Raw genomic sequence first — 24,778 nt, forward strand, 5'->3', positions numbered from 1 at the left:
CAAAGATTGGAGAATCCATGAACACAAGCCTCAGCAGCGCGCTGAAGACTACTCTCAAGGCCACCGCATGCGTCGCCGCGCTAGCGAGCGCGTCGTCGGCGTTCGCGCAATCGAGCGTGCAGCTCTACGGCCAGGTCGACGAATGGGTCGGCTCGCAGAAGTTTCCGGGCGGCAAGACCGCGGTGGTCGTGTCGGGCGGTGGCATGTCGACGTCGTACTGGGGCTTCAAGGGGACCGAGGATCTGGGCAACGGCTACAAGGCGATCTTCACTATCGAGGGCTTCTTCCGCGCGCAAACCGGCGAGTACGGCCGCTTCACCGGCGACACGACGTTCTCGCGCAATGCTTACGTCGGCATCGAATCGCCGTACGGCACGGTGACCGCCGGCCGCCTGACGACGCCGCTGTTCGTGTCGACGATCCTGTTCAACCCGTTCGTCGATTCGTACTGGTTCTCGCCGATGGTCTATCACGTGTACCTCGGCCTCGGCACCTTCCCGACCTACACGACCGACCAGGGGGTGACCGGCGACTCGGGCTGGAACAATGCGGTGTCGTATACGTCGCCGAACTTCAACGGACTTTCGGCGACCGCGATGTACGCGCTCGGCAACACGACCCAGAACGGCGCGAAGAAGTGGAGCGGCCAGGTGCTGTACTTCCACGGGCCGTTCGCGGCGACGGCGGTGTACCAGTACGTGAACTTCAACAACGTGCCGGGCGACCTCGGCAGCTTCGAAACCTCGGGCGTGCCGGGTCTGCGCAGCCAGAGCGTCGCGCAGGCGGGCGTGTCGTACGACCTGAAGTTCGTCAAGCTGTACGGCCAGTACATGTACACGTACAACAACCAGCAGGTCACGAGCTGGCACGTCAACACGGGACAGGGCGGCGTCACGGTGCCGTTCGGGCCGGGCACGGTGATGGCGTCGTATGCGTACTCGCGTAACGGCGGCGGTTCGAACCAGACGCGCCAGACGGCGGCGGTCGGCTACGACTATCCGCTGTCCAAGCGCACCGATGTCTATGCCGCGTACCTGTATGACCACATCACCGGTCAGTCGAGCGGCAATACATATGGCGCGGGGATGCGCGCGAAGTTCTGAGCTCGGCCCACGGTGTCACCGCAAAGCCCGCGTTCCGCCCGGAACGCGGGCTTTGTTGTTTTCGGGCGCCGCCGAATACGAGCGTTTGCTGCCGTTCTTTTGATAAACCCGGCAAAATGGCGTCGATTGATTCCTGAAGCGAGCGACTGAGATGGACACCCTCGTCAGCATGAAAGTGTTTCGCCACGTGGTCGAAGCCGGCAGTTTCGTCGGCGCGGCGGAGAAGATGGAGATGTCTGCGGCGATGGCGAGCAAGCACGTGATGCATCTGGAGCAGCAGCTCGGCGCGCGGCTCCTGAACCGCACCACGCGCCGCGTCGCGCCGACCGAGGCAGGCCGCGAGTACTACGAGCGGCTGAGTCAGGCGCTCACCGAGCTCGACGAAGCCGGCCAGGCGGTCGGCGCGGCAAGCGTCGTGCCGCACGGGCGGCTGCGGGTGTCGTCGCTGTCGGCGTTCGGCCTGAATCACGTGATGGCCGCGGTCGCGGACTACGCCGCGCAGTATCCGCAGGTCATCGTCGATATGACACTGTCCGACCGCGTCGTCGAGCTGATCGACGAGGGCTTCGACGTCGCGATCCGCGCGTCGCCGGGCGGGCTCAAGTCGTCGTCGTTGATCGCGCGGCAGATCGCGACCGCGCATCTGGTGCTGTGCGCATCGCCCGCCTATCTGCGCAAGCATGGCACGCCGAAGAGCGTCGCCGATCTCGCGCGCCACAACTATCTGCAGTACGCGGGCGTATCGGCGCTCGAAGTCGCGACCGGCGACGCGGGCTCGCGTGTGCGCCTGTCGGGCAACCTGATCGTCAATCAGCTCGAGGCCCAGCGCGTGGTCGTGCTGCATGGCGCGGGCATCGCGATGCTCGGCACCGAGGTGATCGGCAGCGATCTCGCCGAAGGGCGGCTCGTGCCGCTGCTCGTCGACCAGGTGCCGCCGCGGGAGCTGCCGATCCACGTCGTCTACACGAGCCGACGGCATCTATCGGCCAAGGTGCGCTCATTCGTCGATTTTCTGGCGGCGCGGTTCGCAAACGAATCGCTGTGGCCGTCGCTCGACGAAATCAAGGCGTTGGCGGTGCGGTAGCGTTTCGCGAAGCACCGAGCATACGTCGCCAATCGCCCGCCCCGCGCCCCGGCGCCGTGTTACCCCGTTTCTATATACTGATTGTGAACACCCATCAGTCAAATGATCTGGGGGAGACATGACCGATCTGTCCACGCCGCAGCGTGCCGGCAGCCACGAACTGCCCGCGGGCCGGCGCCTGCGCTTCGTCACCGCCGCCGCGTTGTTCGACGGCCACGACGCGTCGATCAACATCATGCGGCGCATCCTGCAGGCAAGCGGCGTCGAGGTGATCCACCTCGGCCACAACCGCTCCGTCGCCGAAGTCGCGACCGCCGCGCTCAACGAGGACGCCGACGGCGTCGCCGTGTCGAGCTACCAGGGCGGCCACAACGAATACTTCCGCTACCTGGTGGATTTGCTGCGTGCAAGCGGCGGCGAGCGCATCAAGGTGTTCGGCGGCGGCGGGGGCGTGATCGTCGCCGAGGAAATTGCCGCGCTCGAACGCGACGGGGTCGAAAAGATCTACTCGCCGCACGACGGTCAGCGGCTCGGTCTGCAAGGCATGATCGACGACATGATCGCGCGCTGCGTCGAAGGCGCGCGCGCGGCCGACGCGGCGCGGCCGACGCCGGTGCGCGAATGGCTCGCCGAGCTGGCCGGGCGGCCGTTGCCGCGTTGCGGTGAGGCCCATGCCCCGCACGCTGGCACTGCTGCTGGCTCGCACCCCGCCGATCCCGCCGCGCCGATCTTCCGCCGCCTCGCGCAACTGATCAGCGCGTTCGAAACGAACAGCGTCGACGCCGCCGCGCGCGACCAGCTAGCGACGCTCGCGCAAGCGCCACGCATCCCGGTGCTCGGCATCACCGGCACCGGCGGCGCGGGCAAGTCGTCGCTGACCGACGAACTGATCCGCCGCTTCCGGCTCGACCACGGCGACACGCTGAACATCGCCGTGCTCGCGATCGATCCGTCGCGCCGAAAATCCGGCGGCGCGCTGCTCGGCGACCGCATCCGCATGAATGCGATCGGCGATTGGGGCGACGGCGCACGCATTTATATGCGCTCGATGGCGACGCGCGAGGCATCGACCGAACTCTCCGATTCGCTACCCGCCGCGCTGATGCTGTGCAAGGTGGCGGGCTTCGATCTGATCGTCGTCGAGACGTCGGGGATCGGTCAGGGCGATGCGGCGATCGTGCCGTTCGTCGACGAATCGCTGTACGTGATGACGCCGGAGTTCGGCGCCGCGAGCCAGCTCGAGAAGATCGACATGCTCGACTTCGCGAGCTTCGTCGCGATCAACAAGTTCGATCGCAAGGGTGCGCAGGATGCGCTGCGCGACGTCGCGAAGCAGGTGCAGCGCAATCGCGGGGACTTCGCGACATCGCCCGACGCGATGCCGGTGTTCGGCACGATCGCGTCGCGCTTCAACGACGACGGCGTGACCGCGCTGTACCGGCGCATCGCTAATGCGCTGCGCACGCACGGCCTGCGCGAGGGCGGCGCACGGCTCGGCGCGACCGAAGGCCTGCGCTTTTCGAGCAACCTGCATGCAATCGTGCCGCCCGCGCGCGTGCGCTATCTGGCCGACATCGCGCAGACGGTACGCGGCTATCGCGAGCGGGCCGACGCGCAGGCGCAAATCGCGCGCGAGCGCTGGCAACTGGTCGAGACGCGCCGCATGCTCGGCGAGGCGGGCAGCGACGCAGCGTCGCTCGATGCGCTGATCGACCAACGCGGCGCCGCGCTCGGCGAGCGCGAACGCAAGCTGCTCGACGCGTGGCCGCAAACGGTGGCCGCCTATACGGGCGACGAACATGTGGTGCGCATCCGCGAGCGCGAAATCCGCACCGCGCTGACGGTCACGACGCTGTCCGGCTCTGAAATCCGCAAAGTGTCGCTGCCGAAATTCGTCGATCACGGCGAGATCCTGCGCTGGCTGATGCTCGACAATCTGCCCGGCTATTTCCCATTCACCGCTGGCGTGTTTCCGTTTCGTCGCGAGAACGAGGACCCGACGCGCATGTTCGCGGGCGAGGGCGATCCGCAGCGCACGAATCGTCGCTTCAAGCTGCTGTCGGAAGGCATGCCGGCCAAACGGCTATCCACCGCGTTCGACTCGGTGACGCTTTACGGTGAGGAGCCGCACGAGCGCCCGGATATCTACGGCAAGGTCGGCAATTCGGGTGTGTCGGTCGCGACGCTCGACGACATGAAGACGCTGTACGACGGCTTCGATCTGTGCTCGCCGGATACGTCGGTCTCGATGACGATCAACGGCCCCGCGCCGACGATCCTCGCGATGTTCTTCAACGTCGCGATCGACCAGCGGATCGCGCTGGGCGAGCAACAGCAAGGCCGCCCGTTGACCGAAGCCGAACTCGCCGCAACGCGCCGCGCCGCGCTCGAAAACGTGCGCGGCACCGTGCAGGCCGACATCCTGAAAGAAGACCAGGGGCAGAACACCTGCATCTTCTCGACCGAATTCAGCCTGAAGGTGATGGGTGACATTCAGGCGTATTTCGTCGAACACGGCGTGCGCAATTTCTATTCGGTGTCGATTTCCGGCTATCACATCGCCGAGGCCGGCGCGAACCCCATCTCGCAGCTCGCGTACACGCTCGCGAACGGCTTCACCTACGTCGAGGCGTATCTCGCACGCGGCATGTCGATCGACGACTTCGCGCCGAATCTGTCGTTCTTCTTCTCGAACGGCATGGACCCGGAGTACACGGTGCTCGGCCGCGTCGCGCGACGCATCTGGGCGGTCGCGATGCGCGAGCGCTATGGCGCGAACGAGCGTAGTCAGAAGCTCAAGTATCACGTGCAGACGTCGGGCCGCAGCCTGCACGCGCAGGAGATCGATTTCAACGACATCCGCACGACGCTGCAGGCGCTGATCGCGATCTACGACAACTGCAACTCGCTGCACACCAATGCGTTCGACGAAGCGATCACGACGCCGACCGAGGAATCGGTGCGCCGCGCGGTCGCGATCCAGCTGATCATCAATCGCGAATGGGGGCTCGCGAAGAACCAGAATCCGAATCAGGGCAGCTTCGTGATCGACGAGCTGACCGACCTGGTCGAGGAAGCGGTGCTCGCCGAGTTCGAGCGACTCACCGAGCGCGGCGGCGTGCTCGGCGCGATGGAAACCGGCTATCAGCGCGGGCGGATTCAGGACGAGTCGATGCTGTACGAGCATCGCAAGCATGACGGCTCGTATCCGATCGTCGGCGTCAATACGTTCCTGAGCGCGCATCCGCATGAAGCGCCGCGGCCGCTGGTGCTCGCGCGTTCCACCGACGCGGAGAAGCAGAGTCAGCTGCGGCGGTTGCGCGACTTCCAGGCGCGCCACCGCGACGCCGCGCCTGACGCGCTCGAACGCCTCAAGCGCGCGGTGATCGACGACGGCAACGTGTTCGCGGTGCTGATGGACGTGGTGCGCGTGTGTTCGCTCGGGCAGATCACCCACGCGCTGTTCGAGGTGGGCGGGCAGTATCGGCGGAATATGTAGGCCGCGAGCGGGCGCCCCGGCCCGCTCCGTTCTTCACCTCAGCGCGCGATGCCGAGCCGCGCCTTCGCGTCGTCGTATTCGTTCTTCAGACGCCGCACGAGTTCGGCGACGTCCGGCACGTCGTCCATCAGGCCGACGCCCTGGCCCGCGCCCCAGATGTCCTTCCACGCCTTCGCCTTGTCGCCGCCGAAGTTCATCTTGGTCTTGTCCGATTCGGGCAGCGCGTCGGGGTCGAGGCCCGCGTTCGTAATGCTCTCGCGGATGTAGTTGCCGTGCACGCCGGTGAACAGGTTCGTGTAGATGATGTCCGACGCCTTCGCGTTGATGATCGCCTGCTTGTAGCTGTCGACCGCGTGCGCTTCTTTGGTGGCGATGAAGCGTGTGCCCATGTACGCGAGGTCCGCGCCCATCGCCTGCGCGGCGAGAATCGAGCCGCCGTTGGCGATCGAGCCCGACAGCACGATCGGGCCGTCGAAAATGCGCCGCACCTCGCCGACCAGCGCGAACGGCGAGGTGGTGCCCGCGTGGCCGCCCGCGCCCGATGCGACCAGAATCAGCCCGTCGACGCCGGCTTCCAGCGCTTTCTGCGCATGACGCAGATTGATCACGTCGTGCAGCACGATGCCGCCGTAGCTATGCACCGCATCGACGATCTCGCGTGCCGGCGCGCGCAGGCTGGTGATGAAGATCGGCACCTTGTGCTCGACGCAGACGCGCACGTCGTGCTCGAGCCGCGCATTCGACTGATGAACGATCTGATTGACCGCGATCGGGCCGATCACCGCATCCGGGTTCTCGGCCTTGTGCCGGGCGAGTTGCGCCTGGATCTGCGTCAGCCATTCGTCGAGCAGCTCGGCCGGGCGCGCGTTGAGGGCAGGGAACGAGCCGACGATACCGGCCTTGCACTGCGCCAGCACGAGTTCGGGATAGCTGACGATGAACATTGGGGAAGCGACGACGGGTAGCGCGAGGTTTTGCAGAACGGCGGGCAATGCCATGGTGCGAGTCTCCAGGTTGGGCCAACCGGTGCGACGTGCGCCCGGCGAATCGATGAATGAGTTTAGCGGCACACGGCTTGCGGCGTGTTGACCGGCGAATGCGTGTGGCAATCGAACGAAACCGTCATGCCGAAGTGGCGGCAAATTTTTAAGAACGATCGTTCGATTATAGGCGAGGCAGGCGACCCGCGCGCGGTAGGCCCGTTTGGAACGGTTCGAAGGAGTATTCAGGTTCCATGTCTGCGTGGGATATCCCACCTCGCACGGACCTGTTGGCCTTCTACAATGCACGGACCTCAAACGATCAACGAGACGTCATGGCCTTCGAAAATTTCACGTCTTTTCGCGTCGCCGTGGGCGATGTCGACATTTTCGGAGTGAAGGGCGGCGCGGGGCCGCCTCTGCTTCTGCTGCACGGCCATCCGCAATCGCATCTGATCTGGGAACGCTGCGCCGCGCCGCTCGCGCAGCACTTCACGGTGATCGCAACCGATCTGCGCGGCTATGGCGCGTCGGGCAAACCGCCGAGCGATGCCGCGCACGCACCGTATTCGAAACGCGTGATGGCCGCCGACCAGGTCGCGGTGATGCGCCACTTCGGCTTCGAGCGCTTCCTCGTCTGTGCGCACGATCGCGGCGCGCGCGTCGCGCACCGGATGGCGCTCGATCACGCCGACGCGGTCGAGCGTTTGATGCTGCTCGATATCGCGCCGACACTCGCGATGTACGAAGCCACCGACCGCGCGTTCGCAACGCACTACTTCCACTGGTTCTTCCTGATCCAGCCCGAGCCGCTGCCCGAAACGTTGATCGGCGCAAATCCGGCCGCCTATGTCGACGCGGTGATGGGCGGACGTCACGCGGGTCTCGCACCGTTCGATCCCACCGCGCTCGACGCGTATCGGGCGGCGCTCGCGCAACCGGGTGCGGTGCACGCGATGTGCGAGGACTATCGCGCGTCGGCGAGCATCGACCTCGAACATGATCGCGCCGATATCGAGCGCGGCAACAAGATCGGCTGTCCGCTGCGGGTGCTGTGGGGCGACAAGGGCGTGATCGAAAAATGCTTCGATGCGCTAGATGAATGGCGGCATGTCGCGCGCGACGTGAGCGGCCGCGCGCTATCGTGCGGGCACTATCTGCCCGAGGAAGCGCCGGACGAACTGGTCGCCGAGATGCTGTCGTTTTTCGAGGCGCTCGAACAATAAGCGCCGGGCTGCTTCGCGCGACCTTCGTTTGACCTGCGCTCGACCTTCGTTAGCCGAGCGGCGGCAGCCGTCGCGCGACCGGCGTCGACTTGACGATCGCCGTGCTGGTCTCCGCGCGCTCGGTCACTTTCGACAGGATCTCGTCGAGCTGCTCGATCGAATGCAGGTACAGGCGACAGATGAAACAGTCGTCGCCGGTCACCTTGTCGCATTCGACGAACTCCGGAATCCGCCGGATCACTTCCTCCACCAGATGCAGCTGCCCGGGCAGCGGCTTCACGCGCACTACCGCCTGCAGCGTGAAGCCGAGCGCGCGCGGATCGATCTGCACGGTGAAGCGCTCGATCACGCCCTGCGCTTCGAGCCGCCGCACGCGTTCGGCCGTGCTGGGCGCCGATAAGCCGACGACGCGCGCGAGTTCGCTGACCGGCTGGCGCGCGTCCTGCGCGAGCGCGGCGAGCAGTGCGCGGTCGGTGTCGTCGAGTGCGACCGGCGTGATCGATGCAAGGCGTTTGCTCATGATGGCCTTCGTTTATGAGGTGAAAATGCGGTAACGCTTAAGTTTAGCCATGTATTCGCGCGGGTGGATTAATTAGACTGCCAGTTATGCAGTCACAATCCGGGATCGAATCATGGCTTCAAACAAGGCTTCCGTCACGACCTCGAGCAGTTCGCCCAGTGACATCCGCCGTGGCGCGGCGGAGATGAGCGTCGCGATGCTGATGTCGGGCACGATCGGCTGGCTCGTCGTGTCTTCGCAGCAAAGCCCGTTCAACGTGGTGTTTTTCCGCTGCATTTTCGGCGGCGCGACGCTCGCGCTCGTGTGCGCCGTACTCGGCCTGTTCCGCCGCGAGCTGTTTTCGTGGAAGATGCTCGGCCTCGCGTTGCTCGGCGGCGCGGCGATCGTCGTGAACTGGGTATTGCTGTTTGCCGCGTATTCACGCGCGTCGATTTCGATGGCAACGGCCGTCTACAACACGCAGCCGTTCATGTTGGTCGGGCTCGGCGCGCTGGTGTTTCGCGAGCGCATCAGCGCATCGACGATCGCGTGGCTCGTGGTCGCGTTCGTCGGGCTCGTGTTCGTCGTGAAGGTCGAGCCGGCCGTGCTCGCGGTGCCGGGGCAGTATCTGGTCGGCGTCGCCTATGCGGTCGGCGCGGCGGCGATGTACGCGGTGTCGTCGATCATCACGAAGCGGCTGAAGGGCACGCCGCCGCATCTGCTCGCGCTGATCCAGGTATCGCTCGGCGTGCTGTTGCTCGCGCCGTTCGTACGCTTCGACGCGTTGCCGGCAAACGGCGCGCAGTGGCTCGAACTGATCGTGCTCGGCGTCGTCCATACCGGGCTCATGTACGTGCTGCTGTATGGCGCGATTCAGAAGCTGCCGACGTCGATGACAGGCGCGTTGTCGTTCATCTATCCGGTGGTCGCGATCATCGTCGACCGGCTCGCGTTCGGACAGACGCTCGCATGGATTCAGGTGCTCGGCGCCGCGCTGATTCTGCTGGCGGCGGCGGGCGTCAATCTCGGGTGGCGGATCGTGCCGCAGAGAAAGCGCTTATCGTCCACGTGATGCCGATTCGACATTCAATCGGATATTGCTACGGATCCAGGAATAACGCGCAAGCGTTCAAGGGCCTAACCACGTTTGATGACAGATCATGTATGCATTCGTAAAACGTGGCGTCTAATTTCTGTAGGGAAATCACCGATGCGATGCAAAAAACCATACGCGTATCATCGACAGCGACGCTGATCACGTCCAACAGATGTTCCGCCGCTCGCTTCGTCGAGCGGTTTTCTTTTTGGGAGCACGGTTTTGCGTTCCGGTGCGCTTTTCCACCGCACGGGCCAATCACACGTTCAACGCCGCGCGAGAATGCGTGTGCCGTCCACTTCGAGCGGTCCATCGTTCGCCGCTAGCTCCCCGATCATTCCCTTCAGCAACGCGGGCCATTCGCCGCGCGGCTTCAGCATCGATGCGGCGGCGCGCATCACGGCCGCGTCGTCGAGCATGCGCAAAAGCGTGTCCACGCTCATCTCGCGGACTTCGAGCAGCTTGAATACGATCAGCACTTTCAGCGCATTCTTTGCGTTGCGCGCGGGATCGGCGCGCAACCAGGCGACGCGCGACATCGCGCGTTCGAGCGCCGCTTCGACCTGCGTGAACGGCGCGCCGTGGCCTGGGATGACGACGCGCACGTCGAGCGTTGCGATCAGGTCGAGCACGGCTTGCTGCTCGGCGAAGCCGCTTTTGCCTTCGAGTTCGGGAAAGATCACGCCGAAGCCGTTTTCCCACAGCGCATCCGCGCTGATCAGCAAGCGTTCGTCCGCGCAATAGAGCATCAGCGAATGCGGATCGTGGCCGGGCGCGCCGAGCACCTGCCAGTCGAGCGCGCCCAGCCGCAAGCGCGCGCCGGGTGCCAGCGTGCCGGTGAAGCCGAAGCGCTCGCAGGTTTGACCGGTCGCGCGAAAGGTGAGGCGAGTTTCGTCCCAATCGCCTACCGCGTTTGCTTCCGATGCGGGGATCAGCGTGCGGCACGGCCACGTAGCCTGCAGCAGCGCGTTGCCGCCGCAGTGATCCGAATGCAGATGCGTGTTGATGATCAGATCGAGCGGCCGCGCGCGCAACGCGTTGCGTACCAGCGCGACCGTCTGCGATGCGTGAGTCGCATAGCCGGTATCGAGGAGCGCCGCGCATCTGTCGTCGATGAGCAGCACGTTGTTCGACGACAGCCAGCCGCGCTCGAACACCTGGATCGATGCGGGCAGTGCGATCATGGTGCGACCGTTCTCGCTTGCGGGTCCACGAGCGCGTCGGGCTTCGGCATCACGAGAATCGTCGAGGTACCCGTCAACATCAGCTCGCCGCGCTGATTGACCACCGAACCTTCGAGATAGGTCAGATCGCCGTTCAGGCTCGGCTTCCAGTGAGCGTCGCGCACACGCCACGTGATCGTCAGCGTGTCGTGCGCCTGCACTGCCTTCTTCAGCTTGATATCGAATTCGAGGCCGAGCGGTTGCGCGTAAGTAGAGAAATGCGTGGCGAGCAGCGCCATGAAATACGCGGTGGGTTGCGTGCCCGACGCGATCAAGCCTCCAAAGCGGCTTTGCGCGGCATACGCTTCATCGTGATGCAACGGGTTCAGATCGACGACGAGCGTCGCGAACGATTTGATCGAATCCACCGACAACTCGAGCGTCGAACTGAACGTCTCACCGGGCGTCACGATGCGCGGCGCGGCGTTCATTGCTTCTCCTTCGTCGTCGATGTCGTGCGCAGCGCCATTAACGTCGCGTGGCGCACTTCGATCGCGTCCCACACCGCGCGCTTCGCGTCGCTGTCGAGCGTCGACCAGCCGGCGATTTCGTCGATCGTGCGCAGGCATCCTTCGCACCAGCCGGTCGATGCATCCATCCTGCACACGCTGATGCACGGCGACGGCACGCAACCGCCGTCGTCCCTGTCGTCGTAATCGTTGCCGCTCGCCATCGTGTTCAGGCCGGCTCGCGCAACGCGACATCGACGACCGGCGCGCCTGTGAGCGAGATCAGCTCCTGCGCGGTCAGATTGAACACCGCGTGCGGATGACCGGCGGCCGCCCACAGGCTCTCCAGCTCGAGCAGATCCGCATCGATCAACGTGACCGGCTCGGTCGCGTGACCGACCGGGCACACGCCACCGATCGCATAGCCGGTTTTTTCGCGCACGAACTTCGCGTCCGCGCGGCCGATCTCGCCGATGTGCGCGGCCACTTTCTTTTCGTCGACACGATTCGCGCCGCTTGCGATCACGAGCACCGGCGCGTCGTCTTCGCGGCGCCGGAACAGGATCGACTTCGCGATCTGCGCGACCGAGCAGCCGAGTCCGGCGGCCGCTTCGGCGGAAGTCCTGCCGGTTTCCGGCAGCATCACGATTCGCCCCGCGTGACCGCGTTCGCGCAGCAGCAGCGCGACGCGGCGTGCCGAGTCGGGCAGCGCGGCGAGATCGTCGGAGTCGAAGGACGCGAGGTCGTTCATTGTTTGGGACCCTGAATGAAAATGGATGCTGCGGTTATACGCAGGTGTTTGCTTCGCTGCGCGCCTTCGCGAGCAGCGCTTTACCGGCGCGCGACACGTTGGACCGGCCGATCGCGTTCGAAATGAAGTCACCGATTTCGACCACTTGCGCGAGGTCGATACCGGTCTCGATGCCGAGGCCGTTCATCAGATACAGCACGTCTTCGGTCGCGACGTTGCCGGTCGCGCCCTTCGCATACGGACAGCCGCCGAGCCCCGCGACCGATGCATGAAAAATCTCGACGCCTTCGAGCAGCGCCGCGTAGATGTTCGCGAGCGCCTGGCCATAGGTGTCGTGGAAGTGTCCCGACAGATGCTCGCGCGGAAACACGTCGGTCACGGCCTCGAACACTTCGCGGGTGCGCTTCGGCGTGCCGACGCCGATCGTGTCGGCGATATCGATCTCGTCGCAGCCGAGCGCCGCGAAGCGCTTGACGACGTCGACGACCGACGCGACCGGCACTTCGCCCTGGTACGGACAGCCGAGCGCGCATGACACGCTGCCGCGAATCCGCAGCTTATGTTGTTTCGCCGCCGCGGCGACTGGCGCGAATCGCTCGATGCTCTCCGCGATGCTGCAGTTGATGTTCTTCTGCGAGAACGCCTCGCTCGCCGCGCCGAAGATGACGATCTCGTCGGCGCGCGCCGCGAGCGCGCCTTCGAAACCGCGCAGGTTCGGCGTCAGCACCGAGTAAATCGTGCCGTCGCGGCGCTCGATGCCGGCCATCACGTCGGCCCCGTCGGCCATCTGCGGCACCCATTTCGGCGACACGAACGACGCTGCCTCGACGTTGCGGAAGCCTGCCGCCGACAGACGGTTGATCAGCTCGATCTTGGTCGCGGTCGACACGAATTCCTTCTCGTTCTGCAGCCCGTCGCGCGGACCCACTTCGACGATTTTCACTTGCTTCGGTAAGGCCATGATGTGTCTCCGATCCGATGCGGTTTGATCGCTGTCCCATCCGGGATGGGTGCTGCCGCGTTGCTGCAATTCAAGTCAGCCCGCACGCCTGCGACGCGTGCGGGCGCGGGTTTCACTCAGTAGCCGCGTTCCAGTTGCACTGCGCCGCTCACCTGCTCGCCGCGCATCATCGCGCCGATCTTGTCCGCGACCTGCGCGACGCTGTCCTCGCGCAACGTCAGCGCCGACGTGTGCGGCGTGATCGTGACGCGCGGCTCGCGCCAGAAAGGATGATCGGCGGGCAGCGGTTCCTCGCGGAACACGTCGAGCGTCGCGGCGGCGAGCTGGCCGCTCGCGAGCGCAGCGAGCAGATCCGCTTCGACGAGATGCGCGCCGCGCGCGACGTTGATCAGATATGCGCCGCGCGCGAGCTTCGCGAAGACTCGCGCATTCAGCACGCTTTCCGTGTCGGGTGTATGCGGCAGCAGATTGACGAGCACCTTCGCGCCGTCGAGGAAGCTATCGAATTGCGCGTCGCCGGCGAACGTCGCGATGCCATCGATCTGCTTCTCGCCGCGAGTAAAGCCGCGCACCGGCAGGCCGAACGAAGCGAGCGTTTGCGCGACCTGCGTGCCGAGCACGCCGAGCCCGAGCACACCCACCGTGAACGTTGCGCGCGGATGCGGCTCGAGCACTTTCCAGCGGCGCTCGCCTTGCAGCGCCTGATATTCGTCGAAGCGGCGCAGATAGCGCAGCACCGCATGCGTCACGTACTCGGCCATCTGCGCGCCCATGCCGGTATCTTCGAGGCGAATCAACGGCACCTCGGGCGGCAACGTGCCCGGATGCGCGCGTTCGAGCGCGAGAATCGCATCGACGCCAGCGCCGAGATTGAAGATCGCGCGCAGCGTATAGCGTCCGGCCAGCATCTCGCGCGGCGGACGCCAGACCACCGCGAAATCGGCTGGGCCGGTGTCGCCGGGCTTCCATTCGCGCAGCTCGGCGGCGGGCAGAGCGCGCGCAAAGTCGTGCAGCCACGCGGCGGCTTCGGTGTGCGATGCGTAGAAGAGTATTTTCATGCGGTCCGGAATGCGTCGGCGTCGATGTGGGCATGAGCGGGACGGACCCGGAGCGCGCGACGGCAATCGGACGACGCGTGCGGGATCGGGTCTCCTCCCGGTATGAATAGGCTTCATTCTACTTTTTCGACGCAAATCGCGCGCGTTTGCGCACGCACGTGCGCTTCGAGATGCATGCCGTGGTGGGCGTCGAGGTCGCGCGTACCCGCGCATTTCTTCGTTTGCCCGATAACGAAAGCACAAAAACCTGGTTCATCGATGCGCGACCGAGCGGGACAATGCTTGCCTGGATTCCTTGCGCAGCGAGGCACGCACATGCTTTCATGCACCCGATCGATCGCAACAATTCCTAATTTGACGCAATTTGTATATTGATTAGGTTTCTTGAATTGCTGATCAAAGCTTCGCCATGAAAAACACCCCGAAGATTGGATCAACGTCCAACTTTCGGGGTGAATTTCGCCACTATGCGGCGACGCAGACCACTAGTTCGCGCACGCAGCGCATGCGGCTCAGCGGTTCCGCGACTCAATTCGCCACGCTGTGATCCCCATGCCCATGCGCACACCCATGCTCGCGCTCACTCTGCTCGACCGGCATCTGCTGCGCGGCCTCAGCGCGAATCCCTAGGCGCGCGAGCAGCTTGCGATCCGCTTCCGCCTGCGGGTTGCTCGTGGTCAGCAACTGATCGCCGTAGAAAATCGAATTCGCGCCTGCGAGGAAGCACATTGCCTGCAACGACTCATCCATCTGCTCACGGCCGGCTGACAGACGCACCATCGCGCGCGGCATCGTGATGCGCGCAATCGCGATCGTGCGCACGAATTCGAACGGATCGATCGCTTCGGTCCCGGTCAGCGGCGTGCCTTGCACCTGCACCAGATTGTTGATCGGCACCGATTCCGGATACGGCTCCATGTTCGCGAGCTGCGCGATCAGCCCCGCGCGTTCGCGGCGCGATTCGCCCATACCGACGATGCCGCCGCAGCACACGTTGATGCCCGCGTCGCGCACGCGTTCGAGCGTGTCGAGCCGATCCTGGTACGTGCGCGTCGAAATGATCTGGCCGTAGAACTCCGGCGACGTATCGAGGTTGTGGTTGTAGTAGTCGAGGCCCGCATCGCGCAGCGCCTGTGCCTGGTGCGTTTCGAGCATGCCGAGCGTCACGCAGGTTTCGAGGCCCATCGCCTTCACGCCGCGGATCATGTCCTTGATCGGCTCCAGATGACGGTCCTTCGGATTGCGCCACGCGGCGCCCATGCAGAAGCGCGTCGCGCCGTTCTGCTTTGCGACCTGCGCGGCGGCCAGCACTTCGTCGACCGGCATCAGCTTGTCGGCGGCGAGACCCGTGTCGTGATGCACCGATTGCGGACAGTATGCGCAATCCTCTTCGCAGCCGCCGGTCTTGATCGACAGCAGCGTCGACAGTTGCACCGCATTGGCGTCGAAATGCTCGCGATGCGTTTGCTGCGCGCGAAACAGCAGGTCGTTGAACGGCAGTTCGTACAACGCGACGATATCGGCGACGCGCCAACGCGCGAGCGGCTTCGCTTCAGTGGCGGCGGCAGTCGGATTGCTGTTGGTGGCGCTCGTGTCGGCGGTGCCTGCTGCGATGTTCAGTTGTGTCATGTGATCGATCCTCGTAAACGGATGAATTTGGGTTCGGCGCTGCGGGGCAGCGCTATGCCGCGCGCAATTGGCGCAGCGTTTGCAGAAGCTGTCGAATGTCGAGCTGTTGCGCTGCAAGCTCCGGCGACGACGGGCTGATATGCGGCACGACGCCGAGCAACGGCGCGTCGTATGCTTGCGCGAAATGCACGCGAATCGACGCGATGTTTTCGTCGGGAAAGGTCATGTCCGGGTCGATGCGATTCGCGACCCAGCCCGCGAGCGTTAGACCGCGCGCGGCGATCGCCTCCGCTGTCAGCAGCGCGTGGCTGATGCAGCCGAGCCGCATGCCGACCACCAGCACCACCGGCAGCTTCAGCGCGACGGCGAGATCGGCGGTGTCCTGCGTCGCGGTCAACGGCACACGAAAGCCGCCGACACCTTCGACAACGACCACCTCGGCGAGCTTCAACGCCTCGCGATGGCACGCGACGATGTGCTCGAGATCGAACGAGACGTTTTCCAGCGCCGCCGCGATGTGCGGCGCGGCCGGTTCCCTCAGCAGATACGGCGTGCGCATGGCGGGCGGCAGCAGCACGCTCGACGCGGCATCGAGCTGATCCGCGTCCTCGTTGTGCAGCACGCCGTTCACTTCGAACGCGCCCGCCGCGATCGGCTTCATCGCTGCTGCCTGCAGGCCTTCGCGCCCGAAGCCGCGCAATAGCGCCGACGACACGAAGGTCTTGCCGATTTCCGTATCGGTGCCGGTGACGAACAGCGACAGCGCGCCGTCATCGTTAATCATGTTGCTCATGCCGCGCGCGCTCCGACTTGTTGCAGGCCGGCCTCGAGCCGGTCGAGATCCGCATGCGAGTGCGCGGCCGACAGCGAGATGCGCAGACGCGACGTGCCGGTCGGCACGGTCGGCGGACGGATCGCGGGCACCCACAACCCCGCGCGATCGAGCGACGCGGCGATGTCGAGCGTCGCATCGTTCGCGCCGATGATCAGCGGTTGCACGGCCGTATGTGAATCGACGGGCAGCCACGGCGTCGCCTTCAGCATCGCGCGCGTGCGTTCGATCAGTTGCTGGAGATGCGCGCGGCGCGCATCGCCTTCCTCGCCGCCGACGATGCGCAGACTCGCCGACACCGCATGCGCGGCCGCCGGCACCGACGCGGTCGTGAAGATATACGGACGCGCGCGCTGCACGAGCCATTCGATCACGGTCGCGTGCGCGACGACGAACGCGCCGGAGACACCCGCCGCCTTGCCGAGCGTGCCGATCGAGATCAGATGCGGCGAGCGCAGCGCGGCCTGCGCGATCGCGCCACGGCCTTGCGGACCCAGTACGCCGAAGCCGTGCGCATCGTCGACGATCAGCCATGCGCCGTGCCGCTCGGCGAGTTCGAGCAAACGCGGCAGCGGCGCGATGTCGCCGTCCATGCTGAACACCGTGTCGGACACGATCACCTTGACGTCCGCCTCCGACGCTTCGAGCATCGCGCTCAATGCATCCACGTCGGAGTGCGGATAGATCTGCACATCCGCGCGCGACAGCCGCGCGCCGTCGATCAGCGAAGCATGATTGAGCGCATCGGAGAACAGCGTCGTGCCGCGGCCCGCGAGCGCGGTCAGCGTCGCGAGATTCGCCATATAGCCGGTGCTGAAATACAACGCGCGGGCGTCGTCGAGAAAGCCGCCCGCAAATTCGGCGAGATCGTCTTCGAGTTGCGCATGCGCACGCGAATGACCGCCGAGCAGATGCGAGCCGCCGCTGCCCGCGCCATACAGGCACGCGCCTTCGGCGATCGCGTCGATCAATTGCGGATGCGCGGCAAGGCCCAGATAGTCGTTGCTCGCGAAGCCGATGATTTCACGGCCGTCGACCGTCATGTGCGCGGCGCATGGTGTGTCGGCGGTGCGCCGGCGTCGGCGCAGGCCGCGCGCGTCGATTTCCTTCAGGCCTTCGGCGAGTGTGTCGAGCAGATGCATCAGCGTGCCGCCGCGAGCGTGGCGTCGAAGGTGTCGCGCGTGCGCGTGGCGAGCAGCGCGAGTTCTTCGTCGTCGAGGATGTACGGCGGCATCAGGTACACGGTGGTGCCGATCGGGCGCAACAACAGCTCGCGTTGCAGCGCGTTTTCGAAGAAGCGGCGCGAGAACGTTTTGGCTTGCTGAGGATCGTCGATCATTGCGTCGAACGCGAAGATCGTGCCGCGCTGACGCAGATTGCGCACCTGCGCGTGCTCGACGAGCGGCGCGAGCGCGGCCGCGAGGGTCGCCGATTTGCGCGCGTTGGCGGCGAGCACGTCATCGCTCGTGAACAGATCGAGCGTCGCGAGCGCGGCGCGGCACGCGAGCGGATTGCCGGTGTACGAGTGCGAGTGCAGGAAGCCGCGCGCGGTGTCGTCGTGATAGAAGGCCGCGAAGATCTCGTCGCGCGACAGCACGATCGACAGCGGCAGATAGCCGCCGCTGATGCCTTTGGACAGACACAGGAAGTCCGGCCACACGCCCGCCTGTTCGCACGCGAAGAACGTGCCGGTGCGGCCGCAGCCGACTGCGATTTCGTCGGCGATCAGATGCACGCCGTACCGGTCGCACAACGCGCGCAATCCGGCGACGTACGACGCGTCGTGCATCGCCATGCCGGCCGCGCATTGCACGAGCGGCTCGACGATCAGTGCGGCGATGCGGTTCGCGCGCGCCTCGAACAGCGCGCGGACATGGTCGAGCGCGCGGCGCGCGACGTCGGCGGCGGTTTCGCCCGCTTGCGCGAGCCGCGCATCGGGCGAGGCGACGACGTGCGCGTGACGAATCAGCGGATCGTACGCGTCCTTGAACAGCGCGACGTCGGTCACGCCGAGCGCGCCGATCGTCTCGCCGTGATAGCTGTTGGCAACACAGACGAATTCCTGCTTGTCGGCGTAGCCCCGGTTGCGCCAGCTGTGAAAGCTCATCTTCAGCGCGATCTCGACCGCCGACGCGCCATCCGACGCGAAGAACGCGTGGCCGAGCGTGTTGCCGGTCAACGCGTGCAGACGTTCCGCGAGTTCGACGGCGGGCTCGTGCGTGCAGCCGGCGAGCATCGCGTGTTCGAGCGTATCGAGCTGATCTTTCAGCGCCGCGTTGATGCGCGGGTTCGCATGACCGAACAGATTGACCCACCACGAACTGATCGCGTCGAGATAGCGATGACCGGCGCGATCGTACAGCCACGCGCCTTGACCGCGCGCGAGGGGGATCAGCGGCAGACGTTCGTGGTGCTTCATCTGCGTGCACGGATGCCACACCGCGCGCAGGCTGCGGGCGACCCAATCTTCAGGGGCGACCGGGGGGACTGCTGACTTTTCCAAAGAGGTACTCCAGGGTGCTTTTTTGCCACGCACGCAAGCCTCGGCGAGTGCGCGGGGTCGAGATTAGCGGTTTATTTGGTCGCGCGCATCAACCGCGAAATGCTCGTTTTTCGCGGTGGCGTCGAGGTTTAGCATCGTTCGATGCAGCTCGTTCGATTTCGTGAGGGAAGCTCGCCAATCGACGGAGATAGCGACGTCAAAGTAATGGGCTGTTACTGGCCAGAATTGGGGAGACGAGGTGTTTTTTTGCGGGGGAACGGAGCGCACAAGAAAAAGCCCGCCGATACGGCGGGCTTGCGGCACATCAGAATCAGGCGCGATTTACGGCTCGACTCACGCCTCTATTCGTACTTCACTCCCGGCTCGCAATCGCTTTGCGCCCATTGGCATCGGCATCGCTTGCATCCGCCGTCTGCGAGTTCTGATTGCCCCACACGACAGCGTTATCGACCGCATACAACCGGCACGGATCGGAGCTCTGCTTCTGGCAATTCTTCACCGCCACCGACATCGGATCGTCGCCGCCCTCGGCCCACGACCACGCGCCCGAGTCCGACACCGCGAACGCGCGGCTCGGATACTGATGCAGGAAGTTGCGATAGCCATTGCGGCCCTCGTTGTCGAGGTACGGCACCGAGTCGACCGCGTCGAGCGCGGCGAATCCGGTTGCCTTCGGCGCGGCCGGATCGGCGACGTGATACTGCACGGCAGTCGGCATACCGGCGCGCGCGAGGAACGCTTCGACGGCCGGCCACCATACGTGCACGCCGTCGCGGTCGCCGACCAGCCGATGCGCGTCGTTCTTGTAGTGGCCGAAGTCGACCATCTTCACGCTGGCGCCATGCGCGCCATACGCGGCATACATGCCCGCGACGAGCGGCGCGTTCCACACCGAATCGTTATCGCCATAGAGCCACAGCGACGGCACCGCAGTCTTCTCGCCGTACGCGCCGAATGCGCGCGTCAGATTGCCTTGCCAGTCTTCGCAGGCGTCCTGGCGCAGGCCGCCCGAGAAATTGATCAGCGCGCGCACGCCGGGCGCCGCTTCGGTGCCGTATGCGATCGTCGCAAGACCGCCATGCGAGGTGCCGGCCACCGCGATGTGCGTCGCGTCGACATAAGGTTGCTTCGACATGTAATCGATCGTTGCTGCGACGTCGCCGGCCTGGCCAAGGCCGTTGCGCTCGACGTCGCAGCCGTCCTGCTCGTACACGCCATCCGAGTGACCGAAGCCCTGGCGGTTCGGCGCGACGACCACGTAACCGCGGCGCACGAATTCGCGCGCGAACGGCAGCGGGTCGCTGCGTTCCTGCGTGCGCGGGTCGCCCGGAATCTTGCCGTGGTTGAAGACGATCATCGGGAACGGGCCGGGGCCGTCCGGCTTGTAGATCGTGGTTTCAAGCGTGACCGTGCCGGCGGCGTCGACCGGCACGCGGATGATCTTTTCGTTCAGGTGAGCGGTGGGCAGGTAGACGTCGTCGTCCAGCGCGAGGCGCGGCACGCGGGCGCGCGACAGCGGTCCCTGGATGTCGCTCGACGGCGTCGCGTCGTGTGCGGAAAGGGACGAGTAGGCGAGCGGATCGGCATGCGCGATCGTGACAGCACACGTGGCCGCGGCGCAGATCGCCGCACACTTCGTCAGAACCTTGCTCAACACCATTGACGCACCTGCTTTAAAGACGTGTCCTGAACTCCGTGCTGTCCGGTTGCGCAAAACGCGGCTGACATTCAGCTTTCGTTCGCGATTTCGACACAAACAGACTCACTCGCGAGCGTTGCGGGAAGCGCACGCTCGCAAATCGAGATTGCACGGGATGAACCCAACGGCCGACGCGACCCCACGCGTCGAGGATGAACGTCACTTGATACTGTCGGAGTCCGCGCGGCTCGCGTTCGATCAGCGGCCGGTCAGCGTTCCTTTGCATGTTGCGGAGCCGGTATGACCCGCTCTCGCAATGTGACGTCATGAAGCTACGGACTCATCCTGGCACGACAATTTTGTTTTGTGCAATCAAGGAGAACCCGTGACGAAAAAATTGCTGGATGTGCGAACGAGGCTTCAAAGCCTTGCCGGGCAAGGGCCGGGGACATGTGGCGGGAAGCGGCGAGTAAAGGTCGTGTCAGTGCTGTGGCGCGAGGCCAACGAAGAAGCCCGCGTGAAAGGAACGAAAAAAGGCCTATGCAAAGGCCTTTATAAAGTTTGTGGAGGGCAAGTGAAAGACACGAGAAAGCTTCGGCGCGTAATGCAGCGATTGCTTAATCGGCGCGTGCTCTTCATTTACTCATTGACGTCGCCATCGACATAACGCCAGCGGCCATCATCGCCGCGCACGAATCGACTCGATTCATGCAACCGATAAGCACGTCCCCCCACTTTGTAGCGGGCGATGAATTCGACGGTCGCGCGATCGGCATCGCTTTCGGCGAAGCCTTTGATCTGCAGTCCGAGCCAACGGGGCGCGTCGGGCGCGGTGGGATCGACGTCGAGATCGGCGGGGCAGGTGCTGGGGTCCCACGTCGCGCGCAGGTAGTCGGTTGCACCGAGCACGTACGCGCTATAGCGCGAGCGCATCAGTTCGAGCGCGCGCGGCGCCGCTTCGCCGCCGTCGATATAGCGGCCGCAGCATTGCGCGAAACGCGGGGCTTTGGTCGCGGTGCCCCCGCGTGCGTCGGGCGCGGCGCCGCCGCACGGACAGTCGACAGGTCTTTGCAGTGACAATAATGGCTTGTTCATTGAAATTTCAGCTGAGCGCGCGAGCGATCAGGATCTTCTGGATGTCGCTCGTGCCTTCGTAGATCTGGCACACGCGCACGTCGCGGTAAATCCGCTCGACCGGGAAGTCGCTCAGATAACCGTAGCCGCCGTGAATCTGCAAGGCGGCCGAGCAGATGCGCTCGGCCGCTTCGGAGGCGAACAGTTTTGCCATCGCGGCTTCGGTCAGACACGGCTGGCCCGCGTCCTTCAGCGACGCCGCGTGCCAGATCAATTGACGCGCGGCTTCGAGTTGGGTCGCCATGTCGGCAAGACGGAACTGCACCGCCTGGTGCGAGAACAGCGGCGCGCCGAAGCTCTCGCGTTCTTTTGCGTAAGTCAGCGCCGCCTCGAACGCGGCGCGTGCCATGCCGACGCTTTGCGCGGCGATACCGATGCGCCCGCCTTCGAGACCCGACAACGCGATCCGGTAGCCTTCGCCTTGCGCGCCGATCAGGTTCGCGGCCGGCACGCGGCACGCCTCGAACACGATTTGCGCGGTATCCGACGAATGCTGGCCGAGCTTGTCTTCGACCCGCGCGACCACGTAGCCCGGCGTGCCGGTGGGCACGATGAACGCGCTGATGCCGCGCTTGCCAGCGGCCTTGTCGGTGACGGCCATCACGATCGCGACGTCGCCGTTCTTGCCGCTCGTGATGAACTGTTTGACGCCGTTCAGCACGTACGCGTCGCCGTCGCGTGTCGCGGTGGTGCGCAGCGCCGACGCATCCGAGCCCGCTTGCGGCTCGGTCAGGCAGAACGCGCCGAGCATCTCGCCGCGCGCGAGCGGCGTGAGCCAGTCGCGCTTCTGCGCGTCGTTGCCATAAGTGAGCAGGATGCTGCACACGGGGCAGTTGTTCACCGAGATCGCGGTCGACGTGCCGCCGTCGCCGGCCGCGATTTCTTCGAGGATCAACGCGAGCGCGAGCGCGTCCATGCCGGCGCCGCCATACGCTTCGGGCACCAGCACGCCATAAGCACCGAGCTCGGCGAGCTGCCGGTGCACGTCGCGCGGGAAGGTGCGCTCGCGGTCCCATTGCGCCGCGTACGGCGTGATCGCTTCGCGCACGAAGGTGCGCAGCGCGTCGCGCACCATCAGGTGATCCTGATCAAGCACCATGAGCGTGTCTCCGGTCCCATGCAACGTAGTTGTCTACCAGTCGAGCTGCGTGCCGTCGTGCTGAAAGAAGCGGCCGTGGAACGCGTCGCGCGATGCCGCCGCCTGCGCCAGCACCTCGCGCATGCCCGCCACGCTGCGCGCGGGATCGAGCGCGGCTTGCGCGCCGCCCATGTCGGTGCGCACCCAGCCGGGATGCAGCGACACGCAGGTCGCGCGCTGCGCGTCGAGCGACGCGAGCTTCAGCACGGCGTTCAGCGCCGCCTTGCTCGCGCGATATAGCCAGCCGGTCGTGCCGCTTGCATCGGCGATGCTGCCCATGCGACTCGAAATCACCGCGAGCACGCCGTCCGTTTCCTCGACGAGCGGCAGCAGGATTGGCAGCAGCTGCATCGGGCCGCGCACGTTCGTGTGCATTACGTGATCGAAGTCCTCGGCGGTGATCGTTTCGATGCCTTCGGTGCGCGGACCGTACACGCCCGACACCAGGATCGCGGCATCGAGCCGTTCGCCGTCGAGCTTCCAGCCGAGCGCCGCGATGTCTTCGGGCGCGGTGACGTCGAGCGCGAAGGTTTCGGCGCCGAGTTCGCTGAGCGCATCGAGCGCGGCGCCGTCGCGCGCGGTCGCGAGCACGCGCCAGCCGCTCTTTCTGTACTGCCGGACGAATTCCTGGCCGATGCCACGCGATGCACCGACGATCAACACTGTTTTCATCGTATTCCTCGAAGATTTTGTGGATGCATCAGATCAGTTCGATACCCATCGCAGTCGCCTCGCCGCCGCCGATACACAGCGTCGCGACACCGCGCTTCAGACCGCGATTCTTCAGTGCGCCGATCAGCGTGACGAGAATGCGCGCGCCCGAGGCGCCGATCGGATGGCCTAACGCGCACGCGCCGCCGTTCACGTTGACCTTGTTGTGCGGTAAATCGTGCTCTTTCATCGCGGCCATCGTGACGACCGCGAACGCTTCGTTGATCTCGTACAGATCGACGTCGCCGGCGCGCCAGCCGTTCTTCCCGAGCAGCTTGCGGATCGCGCCGACCGGCGCGGTGGTGAACTTCGCGGGCGCCTGCGCGAACGTCGAATGACCGACGACGCGCGCGAGCGGCGCCACGCCGAGCCGTTTCGCGGTCGACTCGCGCATCATCACGAGCGCGGCTGCGCCGTCCGAGATCGACGACGAGTTCGCCGCCGTCACGGTGCCGGTCTTGCTGAACGCGGGCTTCAGCGTGGGGATCTTGTCGAGGTTGGCCTTGAACGGCTGCTCGTCGCGCGCGATCGTGACGTCGCCTTTGCGGCCCGCTACGGTGACTGGCGCGATTTCCCAGTCGAACGAGCCGTCCTCGTTCGCGCGCTTCGCGCGGTTCAACGACTCGACCGCGAACGCGTCCTGCGCCTCGCGCGTGAAGTCGAACGACGCCGCGCATTCCTCGGCGAACGCGCCCATCAGACGGCCTTTGTCGTAGGCGTCTTCAAGGCCGTCGTAGAACATGTGGTCGAGCACCTGGCCGTGGCCCATGCGCATGCCGTCGCGCGCTTTCGGCAGCAGATACGGCGCGTTCGTCATGCTCTCCATGCCGCCCGCGACGATCACGTCGAGCGAGCCGGCGGCCAGCATGTCGTGCGCGAACATCGCCGCGCGCATGCCGGAGCCGCACATCTTGTTGACCGTCGTGCAGCCGGTGGCGAGCGGCAGACCCGCGCCGAGCGCGGCCTGGCGCGCGGGCGCCTGGCCGAGGCCGGCGGGCAGCACGCAACCGATCACCGCTTCGTCGATCTGCTCGGGCTTCAGACCCGCTCGTTCTACGGCCGCCTTGATCGCGACCGCGCCGAGTTGCGGCGCGCTCAGCGACGCGAAGTCGCCCTGAAAGCCGGCCATCGGCGTGCGCGCCGCGCTGACGATTACGATTGGATCGGCGTTGATACCACTGTGGTTTGCGTCACTCATGTTCGAGCTCCTTGGTCATAGCTTGGATGGCTACCGCCGCGCGTTGCCCGCTGCGAACCCTTGTG

The 24,778-nt window shown here is 65.3% G+C and carries 22 protein-coding genes; 5 read left to right on the forward strand and 17 right to left on the reverse strand.

The annotated features are described in order from the left end of the window. Window positions 1–17 precede the first annotated feature (17 nt). The 3 genes from F6X39_RS21470 to icmF all read left to right on the forward strand — a co-directional run bounded on the left by F6X39_RS21470 (window position 18) and on the right by icmF (window position 5,686). On the forward strand, window positions 18–1,103 hold the full coding sequence (locus F6X39_RS21470; RefSeq protein ID WP_187618018.1) for a porin: 1,086 nt from the start codon (window positions 18–20) through the stop codon (window positions 1,101–1,103). A gap of 151 nt (window positions 1,104–1,254) precedes the next feature. Then, window positions 1,255–2,187: a LysR family transcriptional regulator gene (locus F6X39_RS21475; RefSeq protein ID WP_187618019.1), complete on the forward strand. Its 933-nt coding sequence runs from the start codon at window positions 1,255–1,257 to the stop codon at window positions 2,185–2,187. A gap of 118 nt (window positions 2,188–2,305) precedes the next feature. Continuing rightward, the gene (icmF, locus tag F6X39_RS21480; RefSeq protein WP_187618020.1) at window positions 2,306–5,686 is read left to right on the forward strand and encodes a fused isobutyryl-CoA mutase/GTPase IcmF; all 3,381 of its coding nucleotides are present in this window, start codon (window positions 2,306–2,308) and stop codon (window positions 5,684–5,686) included. Window positions 5,687–5,724: 38 nt separating this feature from the next. Here the strand turns inward: icmF and F6X39_RS21485 are convergent, their stop codons facing one another. After that, window positions 5,725–6,684 carry an NAD(P)H-dependent flavin oxidoreductase gene (locus F6X39_RS21485; protein WP_187618021.1) on the reverse strand — a complete coding sequence of 320 codons (960 nt, stop codon included), beginning with the start codon at window positions 6,682–6,684 and terminating at the stop codon, window positions 5,725–5,727. A 317-nt stretch (window positions 6,685–7,001) separates the two neighbouring features. Between F6X39_RS21485 and F6X39_RS21490 the strand changes: the two genes are divergently transcribed. Continuing rightward, window positions 7,002–7,892 (forward strand): alpha/beta fold hydrolase, encoded by an 891-nt coding sequence (locus F6X39_RS21490; RefSeq protein WP_184026304.1) that lies wholly within the window; start codon window positions 7,002–7,004, stop codon window positions 7,890–7,892. Between the two features lie 49 nt (window positions 7,893–7,941). Here F6X39_RS21490 and F6X39_RS21495 read toward each other — a convergent pair whose 3' ends face one another. Beyond that, window positions 7,942–8,412: an Lrp/AsnC family transcriptional regulator gene (locus F6X39_RS21495; RefSeq protein ID WP_184026307.1), complete on the reverse strand. Its 471-nt coding sequence runs from the start codon at window positions 8,410–8,412 to the stop codon at window positions 7,942–7,944. 112 nt (window positions 8,413–8,524) lie between these two features. On the opposite strand from F6X39_RS21495, the gene F6X39_RS21500 reads away from it, so the two are divergent. Next, a complete protein-coding gene (locus tag F6X39_RS21500) occupies window positions 8,525–9,463 on the forward strand; it encodes a DMT family transporter (protein WP_187618022.1) in 939 nt (312 codons plus the stop codon). A gap of 290 nt (window positions 9,464–9,753) precedes the next feature. Here the strand turns inward: F6X39_RS21500 and F6X39_RS21505 are convergent, their stop codons facing one another. From F6X39_RS21505 to F6X39_RS21575, 15 genes are all read right to left on the reverse strand, one after another. Further along, entirely contained in the window at window positions 9,754–10,671 is a 918-nt protein-coding gene (locus F6X39_RS21505; protein WP_187618023.1) for an MBL fold metallo-hydrolase, read from the reverse strand. Continuing rightward, the gene (locus tag F6X39_RS21510; RefSeq protein WP_187618024.1) at window positions 10,668–11,141 is read right to left on the reverse strand and encodes a MaoC family dehydratase; all 474 of its coding nucleotides are present in this window, start codon (window positions 11,139–11,141) and stop codon (window positions 10,668–10,670) included. Before F6X39_RS21510 ends, F6X39_RS21505 begins: the two co-directional genes overlap by 4 nt. Beyond that, complete coding sequence (locus F6X39_RS21515; protein WP_187618025.1) at window positions 11,138–11,383, reverse strand: DUF1289 domain-containing protein; 246 nt, start codon at window positions 11,381–11,383, stop codon at window positions 11,138–11,140. Before F6X39_RS21515 ends, F6X39_RS21510 begins: the two co-directional genes overlap by 4 nt. 5 nt (window positions 11,384–11,388) lie before the next feature. After that, window positions 11,389–11,910, reverse strand: a complete 522-nt coding sequence (locus tag F6X39_RS21520; protein ID WP_187618026.1) for a YbaK/EbsC family protein — start codon at window positions 11,908–11,910, stop codon at window positions 11,389–11,391. Between the two features lie 34 nt (window positions 11,911–11,944). Continuing rightward, window positions 11,945–12,871 (reverse strand): hydroxymethylglutaryl-CoA lyase, encoded by a 927-nt coding sequence (locus F6X39_RS21525; RefSeq protein ID WP_187618027.1) that lies wholly within the window; start codon window positions 12,869–12,871, stop codon window positions 11,945–11,947. A 116-nt stretch (window positions 12,872–12,987) separates the two neighbouring features. Beyond that, on the reverse strand, window positions 12,988–13,929 hold the full coding sequence (locus F6X39_RS21530) for a 2-hydroxyacid dehydrogenase (protein WP_187618028.1): 942 nt from the start codon (window positions 13,927–13,929) through the stop codon (window positions 12,988–12,990). A gap of 528 nt (window positions 13,930–14,457) precedes the next feature. After that, entirely contained in the window at window positions 14,458–15,558 is a 1,101-nt protein-coding gene (gene bioB / locus F6X39_RS21535) for a biotin synthase BioB (protein WP_187618029.1), read from the reverse strand. A 52-nt stretch (window positions 15,559–15,610) separates the two neighbouring features. Next, complete coding sequence (bioD, locus tag F6X39_RS21540; RefSeq protein ID WP_187618030.1) at window positions 15,611–16,351, reverse strand: dethiobiotin synthase; 741 nt, start codon at window positions 16,349–16,351, stop codon at window positions 15,611–15,613. After that, window positions 16,348–17,532 carry an 8-amino-7-oxononanoate synthase gene (bioF, locus tag F6X39_RS21545; RefSeq protein WP_187618031.1) on the reverse strand — a complete coding sequence of 395 codons (1,185 nt, stop codon included), beginning with the start codon at window positions 17,530–17,532 and terminating at the stop codon, window positions 16,348–16,350. Before bioF ends, bioD begins: the two co-directional genes overlap by 4 nt. Further along, entirely contained in the window at window positions 17,532–18,893 is a 1,362-nt protein-coding gene (bioA, locus tag F6X39_RS21550) for an adenosylmethionine--8-amino-7-oxononanoate transaminase (protein WP_187618032.1), read from the reverse strand. The genes bioF and bioA overlap by 1 nt, the downstream gene beginning before the upstream one ends. A 352-nt stretch (window positions 18,894–19,245) precedes the next feature. Next, window positions 19,246–20,553, reverse strand: a complete 1,308-nt coding sequence (locus tag F6X39_RS21555) for a dienelactone hydrolase family protein (protein WP_187618033.1) — start codon at window positions 20,551–20,553, stop codon at window positions 19,246–19,248. A gap of 618 nt (window positions 20,554–21,171) precedes the next feature. Continuing rightward, window positions 21,172–21,627, reverse strand: coding sequence for a YchJ family protein (locus tag F6X39_RS21560; RefSeq protein ID WP_184068671.1), 456 nt, complete (start codon window positions 21,625–21,627; stop codon window positions 21,172–21,174). A 7-nt stretch (window positions 21,628–21,634) separates the two neighbouring features. Then, a complete protein-coding gene (locus F6X39_RS21565; protein WP_187618034.1) occupies window positions 21,635–22,765 on the reverse strand; it encodes an acyl-CoA dehydrogenase family protein in 1,131 nt (376 codons plus the stop codon). A 33-nt stretch (window positions 22,766–22,798) separates the two neighbouring features. Beyond that, window positions 22,799–23,476 (reverse strand): SDR family oxidoreductase, encoded by a 678-nt coding sequence (locus F6X39_RS21570; protein WP_184026369.1) that lies wholly within the window; start codon window positions 23,474–23,476, stop codon window positions 22,799–22,801. A 28-nt stretch (window positions 23,477–23,504) separates the two neighbouring features. Next, entirely contained in the window at window positions 23,505–24,713 is a 1,209-nt protein-coding gene (locus F6X39_RS21575; protein WP_187618035.1) for an acetyl-CoA C-acetyltransferase, read from the reverse strand. Between the last annotated feature and the right edge of the window lie 65 nt (window positions 24,714–24,778).

The organism is Paraburkholderia sp. UCT2 (assembly GCF_014397665.1).
Classification (GTDB): Bacteria; Pseudomonadota; Gammaproteobacteria; order Burkholderiales; family Burkholderiaceae; genus Paraburkholderia; species Paraburkholderia tuberum.

Excerpts from the sequence above, each read along its gene's own strand:
- F6X39_RS21470 (WP_187618018.1), top strand. The coding sequence starts at position 18 with ATGAACACAAGCCTCAGCAGCGCGCTGAAGACTACTCTCAAGGCCACC.
- F6X39_RS21475 (WP_187618019.1), top strand. The coding sequence starts at position 1,255 with ATGGACACCCTCGTCAGCATGAAAGTGTTTCGCCACGTGGTCGAAGCC.
- icmF (WP_187618020.1), top strand. The coding sequence starts at position 2,306 with ATGACCGATCTGTCCACGCCGCAGCGTGCCGGCAGCCACGAACTGCCC.
- F6X39_RS21485 (WP_187618021.1), bottom strand. The coding sequence starts at position 6,684 with ATGGCATTGCCCGCCGTTCTGCAAAACCTCGCGCTACCCGTCGTCGCT.
- F6X39_RS21490 (WP_184026304.1), top strand. The coding sequence starts at position 7,002 with ATGGCCTTCGAAAATTTCACGTCTTTTCGCGTCGCCGTGGGCGATGTC.
- F6X39_RS21495 (WP_184026307.1), bottom strand. The coding sequence starts at position 8,412 with ATGAGCAAACGCCTTGCATCGATCACGCCGGTCGCACTCGACGACACC.
- F6X39_RS21500 (WP_187618022.1), top strand. The coding sequence starts at position 8,525 with ATGGCTTCAAACAAGGCTTCCGTCACGACCTCGAGCAGTTCGCCCAGT.
- F6X39_RS21505 (WP_187618023.1), bottom strand. The coding sequence starts at position 10,671 with ATGATCGCACTGCCCGCATCGATCCAGGTGTTCGAGCGCGGCTGGCTG.
- F6X39_RS21510 (WP_187618024.1), bottom strand. The coding sequence starts at position 11,141 with ATGAACGCCGCGCCGCGCATCGTGACGCCCGGTGAGACGTTCAGTTCG.
- F6X39_RS21515 (WP_187618025.1), bottom strand. The coding sequence starts at position 11,383 with ATGGCGAGCGGCAACGATTACGACGACAGGGACGACGGCGGTTGCGTG.
- F6X39_RS21520 (WP_187618026.1), bottom strand. The coding sequence starts at position 11,910 with ATGAACGACCTCGCGTCCTTCGACTCCGACGATCTCGCCGCGCTGCCC.
- F6X39_RS21525 (WP_187618027.1), bottom strand. The coding sequence starts at position 12,871 with ATGGCCTTACCGAAGCAAGTGAAAATCGTCGAAGTGGGTCCGCGCGAC.
- F6X39_RS21530 (WP_187618028.1), bottom strand. The coding sequence starts at position 13,929 with ATGAAAATACTCTTCTACGCATCGCACACCGAAGCCGCCGCGTGGCTG.
- bioB (WP_187618029.1), bottom strand. The coding sequence starts at position 15,558 with ATGACACAACTGAACATCGCAGCAGGCACCGCCGACACGAGCGCCACC.
- bioD (WP_187618030.1), bottom strand. The coding sequence starts at position 16,351 with ATGAGCAACATGATTAACGATGACGGCGCGCTGTCGCTGTTCGTCACC.
- bioF (WP_187618031.1), bottom strand. The coding sequence starts at position 17,532 with ATGCATCTGCTCGACACACTCGCCGAAGGCCTGAAGGAAATCGACGCG.
- F6X39_RS21555 (WP_187618033.1), bottom strand. The coding sequence starts at position 20,553 with ATGGTGTTGAGCAAGGTTCTGACGAAGTGTGCGGCGATCTGCGCCGCG.
- F6X39_RS21560 (WP_184068671.1), bottom strand. The coding sequence starts at position 21,627 with ATGAACAAGCCATTATTGTCACTGCAAAGACCTGTCGACTGTCCGTGC.
- F6X39_RS21565 (WP_187618034.1), bottom strand. The coding sequence starts at position 22,765 with ATGGTGCTTGATCAGGATCACCTGATGGTGCGCGACGCGCTGCGCACC.
- F6X39_RS21570 (WP_184026369.1), bottom strand. The coding sequence starts at position 23,476 with ATGAAAACAGTGTTGATCGTCGGTGCATCGCGTGGCATCGGCCAGGAA.
- F6X39_RS21575 (WP_187618035.1), bottom strand. The coding sequence starts at position 24,713 with ATGAGTGACGCAAACCACAGTGGTATCAACGCCGATCCAATCGTAATC.